Source organism: Rhizomicrobium electricum, from assembly GCF_011762045.1.
Taxonomy (GTDB): domain Bacteria; phylum Pseudomonadota; class Alphaproteobacteria; order Micropepsales; family Micropepsaceae; genus Rhizomicrobium; species Rhizomicrobium electricum.
In genome coordinates this window covers 242,518-260,006 of sequence record NZ_JAASQS010000007.1, presented here as the reverse complement: position 1 = coordinate 260,006, position 17,489 = coordinate 242,518, and the positions used below count along the sequence as shown (strand labels likewise).

The 17,489-nt window shown below is 63.4% G+C and carries 9 protein-coding genes; 5 read left to right on the top strand and 4 right to left on the bottom strand.

Features of this window, described 5'->3' with window-relative positions; translation table 11 throughout:
• The first annotated feature begins 15 nt into the window (after nucleotides 1–15).
• From FHS84_RS15275 to FHS84_RS15265, 3 genes are all read left to right on the top strand, one after another.
• Nucleotides 16–4,983 carry a 2-oxoacid:acceptor oxidoreductase family protein gene (locus tag FHS84_RS15275; protein WP_166935855.1) on the top strand — a complete coding sequence of 1,656 codons (4,968 nt, stop codon included), beginning with the start codon at nucleotides 16–18 and terminating at the stop codon, nucleotides 4,981–4,983.
• Entirely contained in the window at nucleotides 4,973–7,813 is a 2,841-nt protein-coding gene (locus tag FHS84_RS15270; RefSeq protein WP_166935853.1) for a sulfide/dihydroorotate dehydrogenase-like FAD/NAD-binding protein, read from the top strand. The genes FHS84_RS15275 and FHS84_RS15270 overlap by 11 nt, the downstream gene beginning before the upstream one ends.
• A gap of 139 nt (nucleotides 7,814–7,952) precedes the next feature.
• Complete coding sequence (locus FHS84_RS15265; RefSeq protein WP_166935851.1) at nucleotides 7,953–8,288, top strand: DUF2934 domain-containing protein; 336 nt, start codon at nucleotides 7,953–7,955, stop codon at nucleotides 8,286–8,288.
• A 4-nt stretch (nucleotides 8,289–8,292) separates the two neighbouring features.
• Here FHS84_RS15265 and FHS84_RS15260 read toward each other — a convergent pair whose 3' ends face one another.
• From FHS84_RS15260 to glgB, 4 genes are all read right to left on the bottom strand, one after another.
• Nucleotides 8,293–8,748: a Crp/Fnr family transcriptional regulator gene (locus FHS84_RS15260; protein ID WP_166935849.1), complete on the bottom strand. Its 456-nt coding sequence runs from the start codon at nucleotides 8,746–8,748 to the stop codon at nucleotides 8,293–8,295.
• A 56-nt stretch (nucleotides 8,749–8,804) separates the two neighbouring features.
• Nucleotides 8,805–10,955 (bottom strand): 4-alpha-glucanotransferase, encoded by a 2,151-nt coding sequence (gene malQ, locus FHS84_RS15255; RefSeq protein ID WP_166935847.1) that lies wholly within the window; start codon nucleotides 10,953–10,955, stop codon nucleotides 8,805–8,807.
• Nucleotides 10,956–13,067, bottom strand: a complete 2,112-nt coding sequence (glgX, locus tag FHS84_RS15250) for a glycogen debranching protein GlgX (RefSeq protein WP_208393899.1) — start codon at nucleotides 13,065–13,067, stop codon at nucleotides 10,956–10,958.
• Between the two features lie 71 nt (nucleotides 13,068–13,138).
• Complete coding sequence (glgB, locus tag FHS84_RS15245) at nucleotides 13,139–15,298, bottom strand: 1,4-alpha-glucan branching protein GlgB (protein ID WP_208393898.1); 2,160 nt, start codon at nucleotides 15,296–15,298, stop codon at nucleotides 13,139–13,141.
• 262 nt (nucleotides 15,299–15,560) lie between these two features.
• Between glgB and glgA the strand changes: the two genes are divergently transcribed.
• Nucleotides 15,561–17,078, top strand: coding sequence for a glycogen synthase GlgA (gene glgA / locus FHS84_RS15240; RefSeq protein ID WP_166935841.1), 1,518 nt, complete (start codon nucleotides 15,561–15,563; stop codon nucleotides 17,076–17,078).
• Between the two features lie 91 nt (nucleotides 17,079–17,169).
• On the top strand, nucleotides 17,170–17,451 hold the full coding sequence (locus FHS84_RS15235; RefSeq protein ID WP_166935839.1) for a DUF2934 domain-containing protein: 282 nt from the start codon (nucleotides 17,170–17,172) through the stop codon (nucleotides 17,449–17,451).
• Nucleotides 17,452–17,489: the final 38 nt, after the last annotated feature.

Below are 17,489 nucleotides of genomic sequence, written 5' to 3'. Positions count from 1 at the left end.
AACGGGCGGAAAAAAATGAACGTAAAATATCCAGGTATTCCTACGGTAATCCACGGTAACGGCGCCGTAGCCGAAGTCATGGGAAATGTATGCGGCGGCGTCATCGGGTACCCGATCACTCCGTCCACTGAAATTTCGGAGCTGTACGAAGCCTTCCGTGCCCAGGGCGGCGTCAACGTCTGGGGCAAGCATCCCTTCTTCTTCGAACCGGAAGGCGAACACTCCGCCCAGTCCGGCGCACTCGGCGCCACGCTGACGGGCGGCAAGTACATCTCCAACGCCTCGTCGAGCCAGGGCATCCTCTACGGCATCGAATCGCACTACGTCACCGTCGGCCACCGCGCCGGCGGTTTTGTTTTGCAGGTCGCCGCACGCGTGGTCTCCAAGCACTCGCTGAACGTCATGGCCGGCCATGACGACGTCTACGCGCTCTTGACCGCGGGCTACACGATCCTGTTCGGATCGAACCCGCAGGAAGCCGCCGACCTCGCCGCGATCTCCTACAAGATCAGCGCCATGAGCCTGATCCCCGTCGCCAACGCCTTCGACGGCTTCACCACGTCGCACATGATGAGCGAAGCGCTGATGCCGGAAAAAGAACTCCTGAAAGAGTTCCTCGGCGATCCCAGCGACCGCATTCCGTGCCCGACCGTGGCGCAGGAAATGCTGTTCGGCGCCAAAGGCCGTGTCTATCAGCTCAAGCGCTATCTCGCGAGCCGTGAAGGCGACTTCGCCGTCGACGGCTACAAGAAGCTGGTCGAATTCCTCGACAAGAACGCCGATGCGGTCGAGAAGGACAACGACGGCAAGCTCATCGCCAAGGTGGCGGGCTTCGTTCCGGAAGAACTCGCCGGCGCCTTCAAGCGCCAGTGGCTGAACGCCTACGAGAAGGGCACCCGCCAGCGCGTTCCCGCGCTCGTCGACGTCAACAACCCCGGCCTCACCGGCCCGGTGCAGAACCAGCCCGACTTCCAGGCCGGCGCTGCCGACCATCGCACCCACTTCGTGCGCGACGTGCCGAAGTTCGTCCGCGAAGCGATGGCCGAGTACTCCAAGCTCACCGGCCGCGAATACGGCCCGATCAAAACTCATTATTGCGACGACGCCGAAACCGTGCTGCTCGGCATGGGTTCGGTCACCGACGACGCGCTCGCGGTCTGCAAGTATCTGCGCGGCCAGGGCAAGAAGGTCGGCGTCATCTCCATCAACCTTCTGCAGCCGTTCCCGGACGCCGAAGTCGTTGCGGCACTGAAGGGCAAGAAGGCCGTCACGGTCCTCGAACGCTCCGACGTCACCGCGCTGACCACCTTCGTCAACACCGCGCTGCTCAAGGGCATTGCCAATGCGCAGGGCGGCCACAACGAAGGCATCCCGGCGCTCGACAAGCTGCCCAAGCTGACCACGGCGATCTTCGGCCTCGGCGCGCACGACCTGCAGCCGCGCCACCTCATCGCCGCCTACAAGAACATGGAAACGAAGAATGCGCCGCTGGTCTATCTCGGCACGCAGTTCTTCTCCAAGAACCCGTCGCCCCGCATGGCCGAACTGCAGGCCAAGCTGAAGGCGGCCTATCCCGAGACCGAACTGATGGGTCTCGAGACCGAAGCCAACCCGACGCTCTTGCCGAAGGGCGCGTTCCGCATCCGCTTCCACTCGGTGGGCGGCTACGGCACGATGGCCACCGGCAAGCTCCTGACCGACATCCTCGCCAACGTTCTCGAGCTGCATTCCAAGGCCGCTCCGAAGTACGGCTCGGAAAAGTCGGGTGCGCCGACCAACTACTACATCACCCTCTCGCCCGAGACGGTGCTGCAGTCGAACGCCGAAATCGAGGACGTCGAAATCGTCGTTTCGCCGGACCACAAGGTGTTCGCGCACACCAATCCGCTGAAGGGCATCGTCGAAGGCGGCACCTTCATCATGCAGAGCATGGAAGGCCCGCTCGAAGTCTGGAAGTCGATCCCGCTGGCGGCCCGCAAGACCATCCGCGACAAGAAGATCAAGTTCTTCGTGCTCGACGGCTTCAAGGTTGCCAAGCCCCACGCCCCGACGCCGGAACTCGAAACCCGCATGATGGGCATCGCCTTCATCGGCGCCATCTGCGGCCACGTCGACCGCATCGTCGGCGGCGCCACGCATGAGGCCATGCTGGAGAAGATCCGCTACGACCTCAACAAGAAGTTCGGCGCCAAGGGCGCGGCCGTCGTCGAAGGCAACCTCACCGTCATCAAGGAAGCTTTCGAAGCCACCCAGAAGGTGAACTACGACGCGCCGGAATACGTCGAAGCCGACAAGGCTGCGCCGAAGACCTCCGGCCTGACCAACGCCGTCTCCGCCTCGATGTGCCATCTCATCCGTCCGGATGCGTCGGCCAACTTCGGCGATTCCGACTACTTCGACGAAATCGTCGCCAAGCCGTTCCGCGAAGGCACGATCGGCGAATCCCCGGTCATGCCCGGCACCGGCTTGTTCATGCCTGCCGCCACCGCCGCCAACAAGGACAAGGGCCTCTTCCGCCGCACCGTTCCGGAATACAAGCCGGACCTGTGCACGGGCTGCATGGAATGCACCCTGGTCTGCCCGGACGCCGCGATCCCGAATACGGTTCACGACATCCGCGATCTCCTGAACGTCGCCATCAGCCAGCTTGATCTCGCTCCGGCGCAGATCAACGCCCTGAAGGAGACCGTTCCGGCCCTCGCCGATGCCGTTCGCGCCGCCTATCGCGCCACCAAGGACTCGCCGGTTCTCGCCGACGTGGTCGCTTCCGTGGCCGATGCCGTCGCCGGCGACAACGCGATCCTCAAGAAGAACATCGGCAAGGCTGCGGCCGCGCTGTCGATCTTCCCGGTCGCCAAGACCAAGCCCTTCTTCGATGCCATGGAAAAGGCGAACCCCGGTTCGGGCGGCCTCTATTCCGTGACCGTCGATCCGTGGAAGTGCTCGGGCTGCATGGAATGCGTCGCAGTCTGCGGCTCCGGCGCACTCGGCCGCCGCGAACAGGACGAACCTCTGCTGGAAGTCCTGCAGACCCGCTTCGAATTCCTGTCGCGTACGGCCAATACGCCGGCCCGCTTCGTCGAAGGCGCCACCGCCCCCGACGGCGACATCAAGCGCTTCATGCTGGACCGCAACAACTACTACGCCACGACGGGCGGCCATGGCGGCTGCCGCGGTTGCGGCGAAGTCACTGCGATCCGTCTCGTCACCAGCGCCAACACCGCCGTCCATGATGTCCGCCGCAAGGCCCACATCAAGGAACTGGAAGGCCTGCTCGAGAAGCTGACCGCCAAGCTCGCCAAGGTGAGCGACGCGGCCCGCGCGGCGCGCATCGAGAAGACGATCAAGACCCTCGAGAAGCGCCTGTACATGTTCGAGTCCGGTCCGTCCGGCAAGGGCCCGGCTGCGGCGGTCGTCGCCAACGCCACCGGCTGCTCGAGCGTCTACGCCTCGACCTTCCCCTTCAACCCCTACAACAGCCCGTGGGTGAACAGCCTGTTCCAGGATCATCCCGCGGTTGCCAAGGGCATCTTCGAAGGTCTGGCGGCGGAAACGGTGCAGGACATCATCGCCCTGCGCACCGCCAAGCTCGAACTCGACGACGAGTACGATGCGGCCGTCCACGACAAGTTCTTCAAGACCTTTGCCTGGGCCGACTTCAGCCAGGAAGAACTCGCGTTGATGCCGACCGTATTCTGCATCGGCGGCGACGGCGCCACCTACGACATCGGCTTCGGCTCGCTGTCGCGTGTCATGTCGACCACCACCCCGATCAAGACCATGGTTCTGAACACCGGTGCCTATTCCAACACCGGCGGCCAGGCTTCCACGGCCTCGATGACGGGTCAGGACGCCGACCTGTCGCGCTTCGGCGCCGCCCATGCCGGCAAGCAGGACAGCCGCAAGGAACTCGGCCTGATCGCCGCGTTCCATCCCAACGTGTTCGTGGTCCAGTCGAACACCGCCGTTCAGGGCCATTTCCTGAAGTCGGTGCTCGCCTACATCAACCACAACTCGTCGCCCGCCCTCCTCGACGTCTACACGCCGTGCCAGGGTGAGCAGGGCATCGCGGACAACGCTTCGGCGGAACATGCGCGCCTGTCGGTCGACAGCCGCATCAGCCCGCTGTTCGTCCACGATCCGGCGAAGGGGACCGACCTGCACGCCCGCTTCTCGCTCGAAGGCAACCCGGAACCGACCAAGGACTGGGCCAACACCACCATCGAGTACGTCGAGAACGGCGAGATGAAGCTGCTCGAAGTGCCGTACACCCCGGCCGACTTCGCCAAGGGCGAAACCCGCTTCAAGAAGCAATTCAAGAAGCTGCCGGCCGACGCCGACGCCATGCCGATCGCCGACTACGTGGCGCTCCCGACCGGCGAACGCAACGGCAAGGTGCCGTTCATCTACTCGACCAACGACAAGAAGGAGCTGATCAAGCTGGCGGTGTCGCCGACTCTGGTGGCTCTGGTCGAGGAACGCCGCAAGTACTGGCGGACCCTGCAATACCTCGCCGGCATCAACGTCGAGATGATCGACGCCAGCCACAAGGCCGAGGTGGAAGCGCTCGAAACCAAGTACAAGGAAGCGGTCGACAGCCGCGAGAACGCCATCGACTCCATCGCGCGTGCGATGAGCGAACTGGCGGCGTCCTCCAAGGCTCCGGCGGCCGGCGGCATCGGTCTCGCCCTCGGCGGCGCAGCTCCCGCGGCGGCTCCCGCTGCGGCGGCTCCGGCGGCGAACGGCGACGCGGTGGTCGGCTTCGACGAAGCCAACATGGCCAAGTGCACCAACTGCAAGACCTGCTACACGCAGCTTCCCGAGCTCTTCGAGAAGACCAAGATCGTCGTCGACGGTTCGCCGAAGGAAGTCGCGCACCTGATTCCGGGCGCGGCCGCCAAGGTGAAGCCGACGGCGGAACTGAAGAGCAAAGTGGCGCGCGTTGCGGCGAACTGCGATGCGGAGATCGTTCATGAGCAGTGAGGCAACCAAGAACAACGTCGGCGAGGATCTCGCGCGCTACCGTCAGGTAGCGAACGCCCTCGAAACGACGGAAGCGCAGATCGAGGAACTGGAAGGCACAGAAGCCTTCCAGGTCTTCCAGAAGCAGCTACAGCTTCTGCGCAAGCGCCTGCTCAACGATCCCAAGTCGCTGCGTCAGGTGTTCATTGAAGACGGTACGGCGGCGATCGCCTGGGAATTCAAGCAGCCGGAACTCGGTGCCGAATTCACCAAGGCGCTGTGGAACATTCTTCTCCGCGGCGACGAAATGGCGACCATCCTGCAGCGCTTCGTCTGGGCGGCTCCGCTCAAGTTCAAGCGCAAGTTCATCGAGGCGATCGACCAGCATCTCGGCGACCGCTATCCGATGTTCAAGGGGCTGTCGAAGGACTGGCCGAGCGGGAACTTCATCCACCCGTACGTCCGTCCCGCCGAAGAGCGCAAAAGCGACTTCGAACTGGTCACCACGGGCTATCTCGGCTATCGCGCACTGGGTTACTCCATGCGCGAGGTCGACCTGTTCGTGTGGCTGGAAGTGCTGCGCGACAAGCAGTGCGAAGACCGTCCTTGCGAAAAGGGCTGCCTCGACGCCAAGGGCCGCAAGAAGGGCGGCTGCCCGCTGGTCATCAAGGTTCCGGATCTTCTGAACCTGATGGGCCAAGGCAAGCTGAAGCAGGCGCTGAAGCTCATCGAACAGCTCAACCCGTTGCCGAACGTGACGGGTCGCGTCTGTCCGCAGGAGCATCAGTGCCAGGGCGTGTGCAACATCTCGGGACGGCCGATCGAAATCGGCCAGATCGAATGGTACCTGCCCGAGCGCCAGCGCCTGGAAGAAGAGCAGAACGGCATCGACGAAGCGGAGTGGACGGATTACGTGACGCCGTGGGCCAAAGCCGAGAAGCCGCCGATCGCGGTCGTCGGTTCGGGCCCGGCCGGCCTCATCAACGCCTATCTGCTTTCGGTCGAAGGCTATCCGGTGACGGTGTTCGAAGCCTTCCACAATCTCGGCGGCGTGCTGCGCTACGGAATTCCCGAATTCCGTCTGCCCAACGCGCTGATCGACAACGTGGTCGGCAAGATCGACCGTCTCGGCGGCAAGTTCGTCAAGAACTTCGTCGTCGGCAAGACGGCCACGCTTCAGGACCTCAAGGACGCCGGCTTCTACAAGATCTTCGTCGGCACCGGTGCGGGCCTGCCGCGCTTCATGAACATTCCGGGCGAGCACCTCAACGGCGTGATGAGCGCCAATGAGTTTCTCACCCGCGTCAATCTCATGCAGGCGCGGCTGGACGAATACGAGACCCCGCTCCCGGTCGTGAAGGACAAGAACGTCATCATCATCGGCGGCGGCAACACCGCGATGGATGCGGCGCGCACGTCCAAGCGTCTGGGTGCCAACGTCACGATCGTCTATCGCCGTACCAAGAAGGAAATGCCGGCCCGTGTCGAAGAGCTGGCACACGCCCTCGAGGAAGGCATTGCGTTGTCGGTCCTGCGTTCGCCGAGCGAGTTCATCTCGGGCGGCGACCACAAGGTCTGCCATGCCAAGCTCGACATCATGGAACTCGGCGCTCCCGACGCCTCCGGCCGCAGGAAGCCGGAGCCGACGGGCAAGACCGAGACCATCCCGGTCGATCTCGTCATCATGGCGCTCGGCAACGACTCCAACCCGATCATCAAGGACTCGGAACCCCGCATCAAAACGTCGAAGTGGGGCACTCTGATCGTCGAGAACGGGGCGGAGACCACGCTGAAGGACGTCTACTCGGGCGGCGACGCCACCCGCGGCGGCTCCACGGCGGTCAATGCGGCCGGCGACGGCAAGTCGGCGGCCATCCAGATCGCCCAGGAGATCCCCTTCACCGCAGCCGAGATCAAGGCGCGGGTCGAACGCGCGGCGGCCTATACCGCCAAAGCCCAGACCGCACACCGGATCGTCCTGCGTCGTGAGATCGCCGACAATATCGTCGAGATCACGGTGAAGGCTCCGATGGTGGCCAAGTCGGCCCAGGCCGGACAGTTCGTCCGCGTCCTGCCGTCTGCGAAGGGCGAGCTGATCCCGCTCACCCTGGCCGATTGGGATGCCAAGGCGGGCACCATCACCCTGGTGATCCAGGGCGTCGGCGCCTCCTCGATCCTGATCAACAAGATGCAGCCGGGCGAATACCTGGAAGGCATCGCGGGCCCGCTTGGTCTGCCGTCGCATCTGCACCACTACGATCCCAAAAAGGAAACGGTGGTGTTCTGCGCCGGTGGCGTCGGTCTCCCGCCGGTCTTCCCGATCGCGCGCGAGCACCTTCGCATGGGCAATCACGTCACGCTCATCGCCGGCTATCGTACCCAGGGCGCCCTGTTCTGGGTCGGTGAAGGCGAGCGCGTCGACGCGATCAAGGCCGAGTTCGGCGACCTCCTCGACGTGGTCTATTGCACCAACGACGGCACCTTCGGCGAGAAGGGCTTTGTCACCACCCCGCTGCAACGCTGGTTGGACGACAAGAAGTCCGTCAATGGCCGCAAGATCGCCGAAGTGATCGCGATCGGCCCGCCGCTGATGATGAAGGCGGTGTCGGAACTGACCAAGAAGTACGAAGTTCCGACCGTGGTCAGCCTCAACTCGATCATGGTGGACGCCACCGGCATGTGCGGCGCCTGCATGGTCCCGGTCCAGATCGACGGCAAGATGGTGCGCAAGCACGCTTGCATCGACGGCCCGGAACTCGACGCCCACATCATCGACTGGGACAAATTCCTGCCCCGCTTCAATCAATTCAAGGAGCAGGAAGCCGAGAGCCGCGTGAAGCACGGCCTGTAAACTTTCCGCCTAGAACTTGAGAGCGCCGGTCCGTCATACGACGGGCCGGCGTTTTTCTTTGCTCAAAAGTGATTCGTCAAAAAATCTTGGTTTCAAAATTGCAGGCTGCTGTCGTATGTCTGGTCTACCGGAGGTGGCTATGAAAACGAAGAATTCGATTTCAGACGACAGCCAGAAGGAAATCGCGCTGCGCGCCTACTACATCTGGGAGCGCGAAGGCCGTCCCCAAGGCCGCGAGCAGGAACACTGGGCCTTGGCTCAAGCCGAAATTTTGAGCGAGCAGCGTGTGCCGAAGGCACCGCCGGCGAAAGCGAAGGCCAACGGCAACGCCAAACCGGCCAAAGCCGAACCGGTGAAGCCGGTGAAACCGGTCAAGGCCGACAAGCCGGCCGAACCGGTCAAGGCTGCGGTCGCCGCCAAGGCGGTCAAAACAAAGAAGACGGTCAAAGCGAAGAAACCGGCGCCGAAGGCGTAAGTCCCTATTCTTCCCGGCGGTCGTCCAGAATCTGCAGCCGCGCGGCGCGCAGGCGCTGGATCAGGATCGGCATGAAGCGTTTCATCATCTCGTAGCCGAGATCGTGATTGTCCTCGCACTTGCCGCGAAGGCACGCCGCATCGAGCGCGATGGCACGCGTCAGCTCCAGCGCCTTGGCCGACAGCCCACGCCGGTACGGCGGCACCAGCCACGACGCGCCGACGATCTCGCTTTCGCCGACGGTCTGCAGCGCCACTTGTCCGTCGTCGGTGTCGACTTCGAGCACCACGCGACCCGAGCGCAGGAGATATAGCTGGTCGGCGACCTCGCCTTCACGGAACAGATATTCGCCCGGCTCGAAGCGCACGTTCTTGGCACAGCCGGCGACGACCGCGGTGTAGTCGTGTTTCATGCCGGTAAAGAAGGAATGCTCGCGCACGATCCGTTCGAGATCTTCCATGCCCACCACTCCCGCTGATACCGCACCGGAGCTTACAATCCCGAACGGCCGCAATGCTAGGCCCTGGCCGTTCCGATTCCCGCCAAGGCTTTGCGGAAGGCCGGATCGGCGCCGAGGTCTTCCAGCGCCACCGCCAGCCGGCGGCGCCAATTGGGATACTCGGTAACGGATCCCGGCAGATTGGCCTGATGGGTCTGGCCGACGAGATCGTCGAGCTGCACCATCATCAACTGCGACGGCGAACGGGCGAGATAGGCATGCACCGCCGCGGTCAGCGCCGGGGTCCAGGCCAGATGACCGGCATCCGCCGGCACGATGCCGTCCGGCAGCAGATGCTCCTCCTCCAGTGCCGCCAACAGCTCGCGTTTGTCCTCGGTCCGTCCCGCCATCGCCGCGGCCTCTTCGTCGGCGCTCTTGAACAGCCCGATCTGCGCCTTGGCCTTCAGGTCTTCGCCTTGCCAGAAGCCGCCGAGCGTCGCGAGATCGTGGGTCGACACCGACACTGCCGCAAGCCGCGGATAGACTTCCGGCGGCCGGAAAGCGGCGCGGTTGCGCTCGAAATAGAGCACGCGGCTGGACAGGATGCTGGCGTCGGAAAGCTTTTCGCGGAAGCCGGCCGGCACCGTTCCCAGATCCTCGCCGATCACCATGCAGCCGTTGCGCCGGCTTTCGAGCGTGGCGACGGCGATGAGATCGTTGAGCGGGAAACGGACGTAGGCGCCTTCGGTCGGCTTCATGCCGGCCGGAATGAGATAGAGCCGGGTCAGGCCCATCACATGGTCGATGCGCAAGGCGCCGGCGTGGCGCATATTGGCCGCCAGCAGCGCCCGGTAATAGGAATAGCCGGTCTCGCGCAGCCGCATCGGATTGAGCGGCACCAGACCCCAATCCTGGCCCATTTCGTTGAACGGATCGGGCGGCGCTCCGACCCGCGCACCGCCGGCGAATTGCTGGCGATGCATCCAATAATCGGCACTCGAGGCATCGACGCTCACGGCGAGATCGTTGTAAAGGCCGACCGCCATGCCCTTGGCTTTGGCGCGGCCGGCGGCGCGCGCGAACGCATTGTCGGCGCACCATTGCAGATACTGATAGAAGCCGATGCGGTCGGCGCGCGTGGCGCGGAACGCGGCGACGGCATCGGACTTGGCATCCTGGTGATGCGTTGCCCAATGCGACCAGTCGAGCGCGCGATAATGCTCGGCCAGCGCCTGGAAGGTGGCGAAGTCCTCGAGCTCGCGGCCCTGGACGGCGACGAAACTGCGGAAGGCGCGCGCCCGTTCGGTGTTCTTCGTGAGATGCTCGGCGACGAAATGCGTATAGCAGCGTTCGAGCACCGGCAGCTTCAGCGACGCCACGGCGCGATACGGCACGAACGTATTGTCGTGCGCCGACTGCAGCACATGCCGGAACTCGGGCATGGCGGCAATCGCCTGCGCTTCCGGACAGGCCAGGAAATCGGGCAGCGTCGCAACATCGAGATACAACGGATTGCGGAACAGGCGCGAACACGGCGAATAGGGGCTGGCGTTTTCCGGCGTGTTGAGAAACAGCGCGTGCAGCGGGTTCAACCCGATCGCCGCTCCGCCCGCCTCGGCCACCTGATCGACCAGCGCTTCCAGCGCCGTGAAATCGCCGATGCCCCAATCCTTGCGCGACTTGAGGGCATAGAGCTGGATCATCAAGCCCCAGGCGCGCGTCAGCCCTTCGGGCATATGGCAACGCCGCGGCGCCACGATCAGCCGGGTCGCCGTTTCTTCACCGTCGACGCGGAAGGTGTGATAGCCGAGCGGCAGCGCTTCGAGCGGCAGGCGATACTGAAAGATGCGGCGGCCGTCGAAAAACGCGATGTCGTCGTGCTTGAGGTCGCCGAGACGGCAACTGCCGGTGCGCTTGTCGCCGTCTTCGAGAACGAGTTCCCATTGGACGATGCGCCCGCTCTGTTCTTCCCAGGCGCGCAAGGGAATGGCGACGGGCTCGTCTTCCTTCAGCGTCAGCACCGGCGTCAGCAACTGCATCCACGGCGCGCGCCAGAAATGGGTCAGGCTGGCCCAGACTTCGGCATCGGTTTCGGCCGCGATCCCGAACGCCTGCAAGAGACCGCGGATGGTCTCGTGCGAAGCATCGTGCCGGGTGCCGTGATTGTCCCAGTAATAGGTCTCGATCCCGGCGGCATCGGCAAGTTTCAGGACGTTGTCCGCATCCATTTACACGTCGCCTTCGAACAGGGCCAACGCGTGCGCCTGGAGTTGGAAAGTCGTGCCGGCAGCGAACCGTCCCGAGGCTTCGCCGTCGCTTGCCGCCGTATCCAGAATCCAGTGCCAGCGCTTGTCGACGGGAACTTTAGGCAGAACAAAGTTAACGGGCTCTTCCCCGGCATTAACGAGCAGCAGGAAGGAGTGGGGATCGAGCCGCCGGGTGTAGCTCGTCACGTCCATTTCGCCGGTGGCGGCAAAGCGTACGCCCAGGACCTTGGCATGGGGACGGTGCCAGTCGGCATCGGCCATTTCGCGGCCGTCGGGGCTGAGCCAGACGATGTCCTTGATACCGGAATCGTCGATCGGATCGCCGAGGAAGAAGAACGAGCGGCGGAACACCGGATGATCGCGTCTCAGCCAGATCAGCCGCCGCACGAAGGCGACGAGATCGCGGTTCTCCTCCAGCTTCTGCCAATCGACCCAGCTGGTTTCGTTGTCCTGGCAATAGGCGTTGTTGTTGCCGCCCTGGGTACGGCCGAACTCGTCGCCGGCCAGCAGCATCGGAATGCCCTGGGACAGCAGCAGCGTCGCCAAGAGATTGCGCTTCTGCCGTTCGCGCCGGGCCTGGATATTGAGATTGGTCGTGGGGCCTTCGACGCCGCAATTCCAGGAAAAGTTCTCGTCGGTGCCGTCGCGGTTGTTCTCGCGGTTGGCGGCATTGTGCTTGAAATTGTAGCTGACGAGATCTTCCAGCGTGAAACCGTCGTGGGCGGTGACGAAATTGACGCCCGCGGTGGGACGGCGCCGCGGCGGACAGAACACGTCGCTCGATCCAGCCAGCCGCACCGCGAGATCGCCGATGCGCGCATCGCCGCGCCAGAACCGGCGCACATCGTTGCGGAAGCGGTCGTTCCATTCGCTCCAGCGCGACGGAAATCCACCGAGACGATAGCCGCCGGGACCGAGATCCCACGGCTCGGCAATCATCTTGGTCTTGACCAGCACCGGATCCTGCAGCACGCAGGCGAAGAACGCCGATTGCGGATCGAACTCGCCCTTGTCGCGCGCCAGGCTCACCGCCAGATCGAAGCGGAAGCCGTCGACGTGGCAGTGCTCGACGAAATAGCGAAGCGAGTCCATCACCATCTGCAACACGCGCGGATGGGCGAGATTGAGCGTGTTGCCGGTGCCGGTGAGATCGCGATAGCGGGACTTGTTGTCGGCCAGCCAGTAGTAGGAGGCGTTGTCGATGCCGCGGAACGACAGCGTCGGCCCCAGTTCGTTGCCTTCGCCGGAATGGTTGAACACCACATCGAGGATCACTTCGATGCCGGCATCGTGGAAGACGCGGACCATCCGCTGGAATTCAGCCCGGCCGCCGGACGCGAGATAGCGCGGCTCGACGGCGAAGAAGTTGACCGAATTGTAGCCCCAGAATTCCCTGAGGCCGTATTTGTCCTGCACCGAGGTGGTGGTGAAGGGATGGATCGGCAGAAGCTCGACCGCCGTGATGCCGAGCTCTTTGAGGTAGCGGATCACCTCGGGCGAGGCGAGCGCCGCTGCGCTCCCGCGCATCCCCGCATCGATGCCGGGATGGCGCATGGTGTAGCCGCGCAGATTGAGCTCGTAGAGGACCGAATGCGAACGCGGCGTGCGCAGCAGCGGATCGCCGGTCCAATCGAAATCCTCGGCCAGCACGCGGCATTTGGGGACCGCCGGGGCGGAATCGCGGGTATCGAACGACAGGTCGAAGCGCTGGTCGGTGGGATCGAAACCGCAATGGCGCTGGTCGTAGGCGATCGGCCGGGTCAGTTCCTTGGCGTACGGATCGATCAGAAGCTTGTTGGGATTGAAGCGATGGCCGGCCAGCGGTTCGTACGGTCCGTGCACGCGATAGCCGTAAAGCTGGCCGGGCTTGGCACCCTTCAAATAGCCGAACCAGACGTCTTCGGATTTCTCCGGCAGATCGACGCGTCCGTATTCGCGCTCCTGATCGTCGAACAGGCAGAGTTCGATCCGCGTTGCGTTGGCGGAGAACAAGGCGAAATTCACGCCCTCGCCGTCGAACGTCGCGCCCAAGGGAAACGGGCGACCTTGGCTCAGCCGCAATCCAGTCGTCACAACCCCATGCCCCTTACTTTCGTGTCGTGCTTCATTGCCGAAAACCGGTGCCCACTTTCCGGTGACGCGCTCTATCTGCCTTCCGGTACCAGCACGAACGCACCGAGCGGCGGCAGCGTCACCGACAGGCTGTCGGGCTGGCCGTGCATCGGGCATCCCAGCGTTTCAAGGCAGCCGCCGTTGCCGACATTGCTACCGCCGTAGAACTCGCTGTCGGAATTGAACGCCTCGTAGTAACGCCCGCTCTTCGGCACGCCGATGCGATAATCGCGCCGCACCACCGGCGTGAAATTGCACACCACCACGACGAAATCGTCCGGATCGGCGCCGCGGCGGATATAGGAGATCACGCTCGCTTCGGTGTCGTTGCAGTCGATCCAGGCAAAGCCTTCCGGCTCGCAATCGCGGACGTGCAGCGCCGTGCGCGAACGATAAAGCCAGTTGAGATCCTTGAGCGCGTTCTTGAGGCCGGCATGTTCCTTGTATTCGAGCAGATGCCAATCGAGGCTGGTATCGTGGTTCCATTCGTTCCACTGGCCGAACTCGCCGCCCATGAAGAGCAGCTTCTTGCCCGGCATCGTGTACATGAAGGTGTAGTAGGCGCGCAGGTTGGCGAACTTCTGCCACAGATCGCCCGGCATCTTGGTGAGGAGCGAGCCTTTGCCGTGGACCACTTCGTCATGGCTCAGAGGCAGGATGAAGTTCTCGCTGAACGCATAGAGCAGGCCGAAGGTCAGGTTGTTGTGGTGGAACTTGCGGTGGATCGGCTCCTTCGACATGTATTGCAGGGTGTCGTGCATCCAGCCCATGTTCCACTTGAAACCGAAACCGAGACCGCCGAGCCAGACCGGGCGCGACACCATCGGCCACGAGGTCGATTCCTCGGCCACCGTGATGGCATCCGGGTGATTGCCGTAGACGAGTTCGTTCATCCGCCTGAGGAAGTCGACCGCTTCGAGATTCTCGACGCCGCCGTGAATGTTGGGCACCCACTCACCGTCCTTACGCGAGTAGTTGCGATAGAGCATCGAGGCCACCGCATCGACACGCAAGCCGTCGATGCCGTAACGGGCCAGCCAGAACAGCGCGTTGGAGAGCAGGAAGCCGCGCACTTCGTTGCGGCCGAAATTGTAGATGTAGCTGTTCCAATCGGGGTGATAGCCCTCTTTCGGATCGGCGTGCTCGTAAAGATGGGTGCCGTCGAAGGTGTGCAGGCCGTGGGCATCGGAAGGAAAATGCCCCGCCGCCCAATCGAGCAGCACGCCGATGCCGGCCTCATGGCAGGCCTTGATGAAATGGCGGAAGTCCTCCGGCGAACCGTAGCGGGATGTGGGGGCGAACAACGCGGTGGGCTGATAACCCCACGAGCCGCCGAACGGATGCTCATTGATCGGCATCAACTCGATATGGGTGAAGCCCATGTCCTTGACGTACGGCACCAGGGTCTCGGCCAGTTCGCGATAGGACAGCGACCGGTTGCCGTCTTCCGTCACGCGCCGCCATGAGCCGAGATGCACCTCGTAGACGGAAACCGGCGAGCGGCGGTCGGCATGCGGACCCTTGCCCACGGCTTCCCGTTCGATGCCGAGACGCGCATCGGCGGCGACGACCGAAGCGGTCTTGGGCGGCAACTCGGCCTGGAAGGCGAACGGATCGGCCTTCAACAGGATGGCACCGCTCTGGGTCTTGATCTCGAACTTGTAGGCGGCGCCGGGACCGACATTGGGCAGAAAAATCTCCCAGATGCCCGCGCCCGGATTGAGGCGCATGACATGGAAGCGCCCGTCCCATCCGTTGAAGTCGCCAACCACCGAAACGCGCCGCGCGCTTGGAGCCCAAACGGCGAAGTTGGTTCCGTCCACCCCGTCCTTGACGGTCGGATGGGCGCCCATCTTCTCGAAGCTTCTGAGGAAATTGCCTTCGGCATGAAGGTAGAGATCAAGCTCGCCCAGCACCGGACCGAAACGATAAGGGTCCTCGATATCGAAGCTCCAGCCGTTGCCCGTGACCCGCAAGCGATAGGCTTGCATCTCCGTCCCCACCGTGCCGGCGAAAAGGCCGGCCTCGTGTACGCGCGTAAGGCCCGCAAGCACCTCTCCGCTCGCATACTGCAAGACTTCGACGGATGTTGCGCCGGGATGGAAAACCCGAACGACGACGGCTCCGCCCTCTTTGTGCATGCCCAGATACGAGAAGGGGTCGCGATCGTCGCCGGCGACAACGGCTTGCATACGCCTATCGGACTGCCCGAAACGCTCAGAGCGATTCATCTTCTCACCTGGTGCAACTTTTACTGGGTTTACCATCGTCCGTTCCGGTCTGAGTTATCCGATATCCATCGTTTTTGTGCGGAAATTTGTGGGATTGGAGGTACCCTATTTGGGGCATTTGATTCGCTACGGTAATAAGACTTTTACCAGATTAGAGTTTTATGGTTTCCGAACCAATACGGCGGGCGGCAGGCTTTAAGAATTCCGGCCGCGAGGGGCATAGATGCAGGTCCTATTTGCGACGGCAGAAGCTTATCCTCTGGCCAAAACCGGAGGCCTCGCCGACGTTTCCCGTGCCCTTCCGGTAGCCCTCCGCCGCCTCGGTGTCGACGTCCGCCTGTTGATGCCGGCCTATCCCAGAGCCCTTCTCAGGGTCGAGAATGCCCGGTTTGTGGCCCCGATCGCGCCGGCCTTGGGCGTGGACGACGCGACCCTGATCGCGGGCAAATTTCCCGATGCCGATCTGCCGGTCTATCTGATCGACAGCCCCAGCCTGTTCCGCCGCAACGGCGGCCTTTATCAAGACGAAACCGGTAAGGAATGGCCCGACAATCCATTGCGGTTCGCCTTCCTCGCCCATGTCGGCCGCGAAATCGCGATGGGCCGCCTCGGCCTCGATTTCAAGCCCGACCTCGTGCACGCCAACGACTGGCATGCCGGGCTGTTGCCGCTCTATCTGTCGCTGGAACGCGAGCCGCGTCCGGCGACCGTCTTCACGACCCACAACATGGCCTTCCAGGGCAACTTCCCGGCCGATCGGCTGCGGCAGCTCGAAATACCGCCGGCATTGTTTTGTCCGGGCGGCGTGGAGTTCTATGGTCACATTTCTTTCCTCAAGGCAGGCCTCAGATATGCCGACCGGGTGACGACGGTCAGCCCGACCTATGCGAGAGAAATACTCACCCCGGCTTTCGGTTGCGGCATGGAAGGCGTGTTGACCGAACGTGGCGAAGATTTCAGCGGTATCCTCAACGGCATCGACGAGACCCTGTGGAATCCGTCCGCCGACCCGGTGCTGCCGCGCCCTTACCGCGAAACCGACATTTCGGGAAAGCGCGCCTGCAAAGCGGCCCTGCAGGCCGAGTTCGGACTGAACGCCAGTCCCGAAACCCCGGTGTTGGGCTTCGTCAGCCGCCTCACCCATCAGAAGATGGCCGATACCGTCCTCGAGCTGCTGCCGTGGCTGGTCGACCAAGGCGCCCAGTTCGTGGCCGTCGGCGAAGGCGATCCGGCCATGGAAGCAGCCTTCGAAGAGGCGCGCGAGCGCTTCGCCGGCAACATCGCGGTGATCGTCGGCTACGACGAGCCGCTCGCCCACAAACTCCAGGCCGGATGCGACATCCTTCTGGCCCCGGCCCGGTTCGAGCCGTGCGGCCTGACTCAGCTCTACGCCCTGCGCTACGGCACCTTGCCGGTGGTCCGGCGCACCGGCGGATTGGCCGACACCGTGGTCGACGCCACCGCAACCTCGATCGCCGACCGCAGCGCCACGGGCTTCGTGTTCGACGATCCGACCACCGAGCATCTGACCGACGCAGTGACCCGCGCCCTGTCGCTCTATCGCGAGCCTTTGATCTGGCGCCGGTTACAGCTTCAGGCCATGGCGCAAGATTATTCCTGGACCTCGAGCGCCATGCAGTATGCCGCCCTCTACAGCGCCGCCAGCGGCATGCCCATCGACTTCGGCGTTCAGATTGCGGATCGATCCGCGGTACAAACGACAAGACAAGCCGCGAGTTGAGCGCGTAATATGCTTCGAACCGGCTGCGTCGCACCGCCCGGGCGCGACAGCCGGACCAGCGAATGACGATGGACGGGCAGGAGAGAACGTCATGCCCAACGACCCGAAGCCCACCCCTTCCGAAGACGAAATCCGCACCCGCAGCTATCTGCTCTGGGAGCGCGAAGGCTGCCAGGACGGCAAATCGCACGAATACTGGCTGCGCGCCAAAGCCGAACTCGAGGCCGAACTCGAAGCCAATTGGACGGCCGCCTCGATGGAAGGCGAAACCACCGCCTTCGTATTGCCGGTGCTGCCGATCGCGACACCGCCGGTCAAAACCGTATCGGGCAAACTGCGCGACGAAGATGCCGAATTGAAAGCGGCGAGCTGATCTGGTCCCGGCCGCGACGGACGGGCTCTTGCCGTTTC

Excerpts from the sequence above, each read along its gene's own strand:
- FHS84_RS15275 (WP_166935855.1), top strand. The coding sequence starts at position 16 with ATGAACGTAAAATATCCAGGTATTCCTACGGTAATCCACGGTAACGGC.
- malQ (WP_166935847.1), bottom strand. The coding sequence starts at position 10,955 with ATGGATGCGGACAACGTCCTGAAACTTGCCGATGCCGCCGGGATCGAG.
- FHS84_RS15235 (WP_166935839.1), top strand. The coding sequence starts at position 17,170 with ATGCCCAACGACCCGAAGCCCACCCCTTCCGAAGACGAAATCCGCACC.
- FHS84_RS15260 (WP_166935849.1), bottom strand. The coding sequence starts at position 8,748 with ATGGAAGATCTCGAACGGATCGTGCGCGAGCATTCCTTCTTTACCGGC.
- FHS84_RS15265 (WP_166935851.1), top strand. The coding sequence starts at position 7,953 with ATGAAAACGAAGAATTCGATTTCAGACGACAGCCAGAAGGAAATCGCG.
- glgB (WP_208393898.1), bottom strand. The coding sequence starts at position 15,298 with ATGCAAGCCGTTGTCGCCGGCGACGATCGCGACCCCTTCTCGTATCTG.
- FHS84_RS15270 (WP_166935853.1), top strand. The coding sequence starts at position 4,973 with ATGAGCAGTGAGGCAACCAAGAACAACGTCGGCGAGGATCTCGCGCGC.
- glgA (WP_166935841.1), top strand. The coding sequence starts at position 15,561 with ATGCAGGTCCTATTTGCGACGGCAGAAGCTTATCCTCTGGCCAAAACC.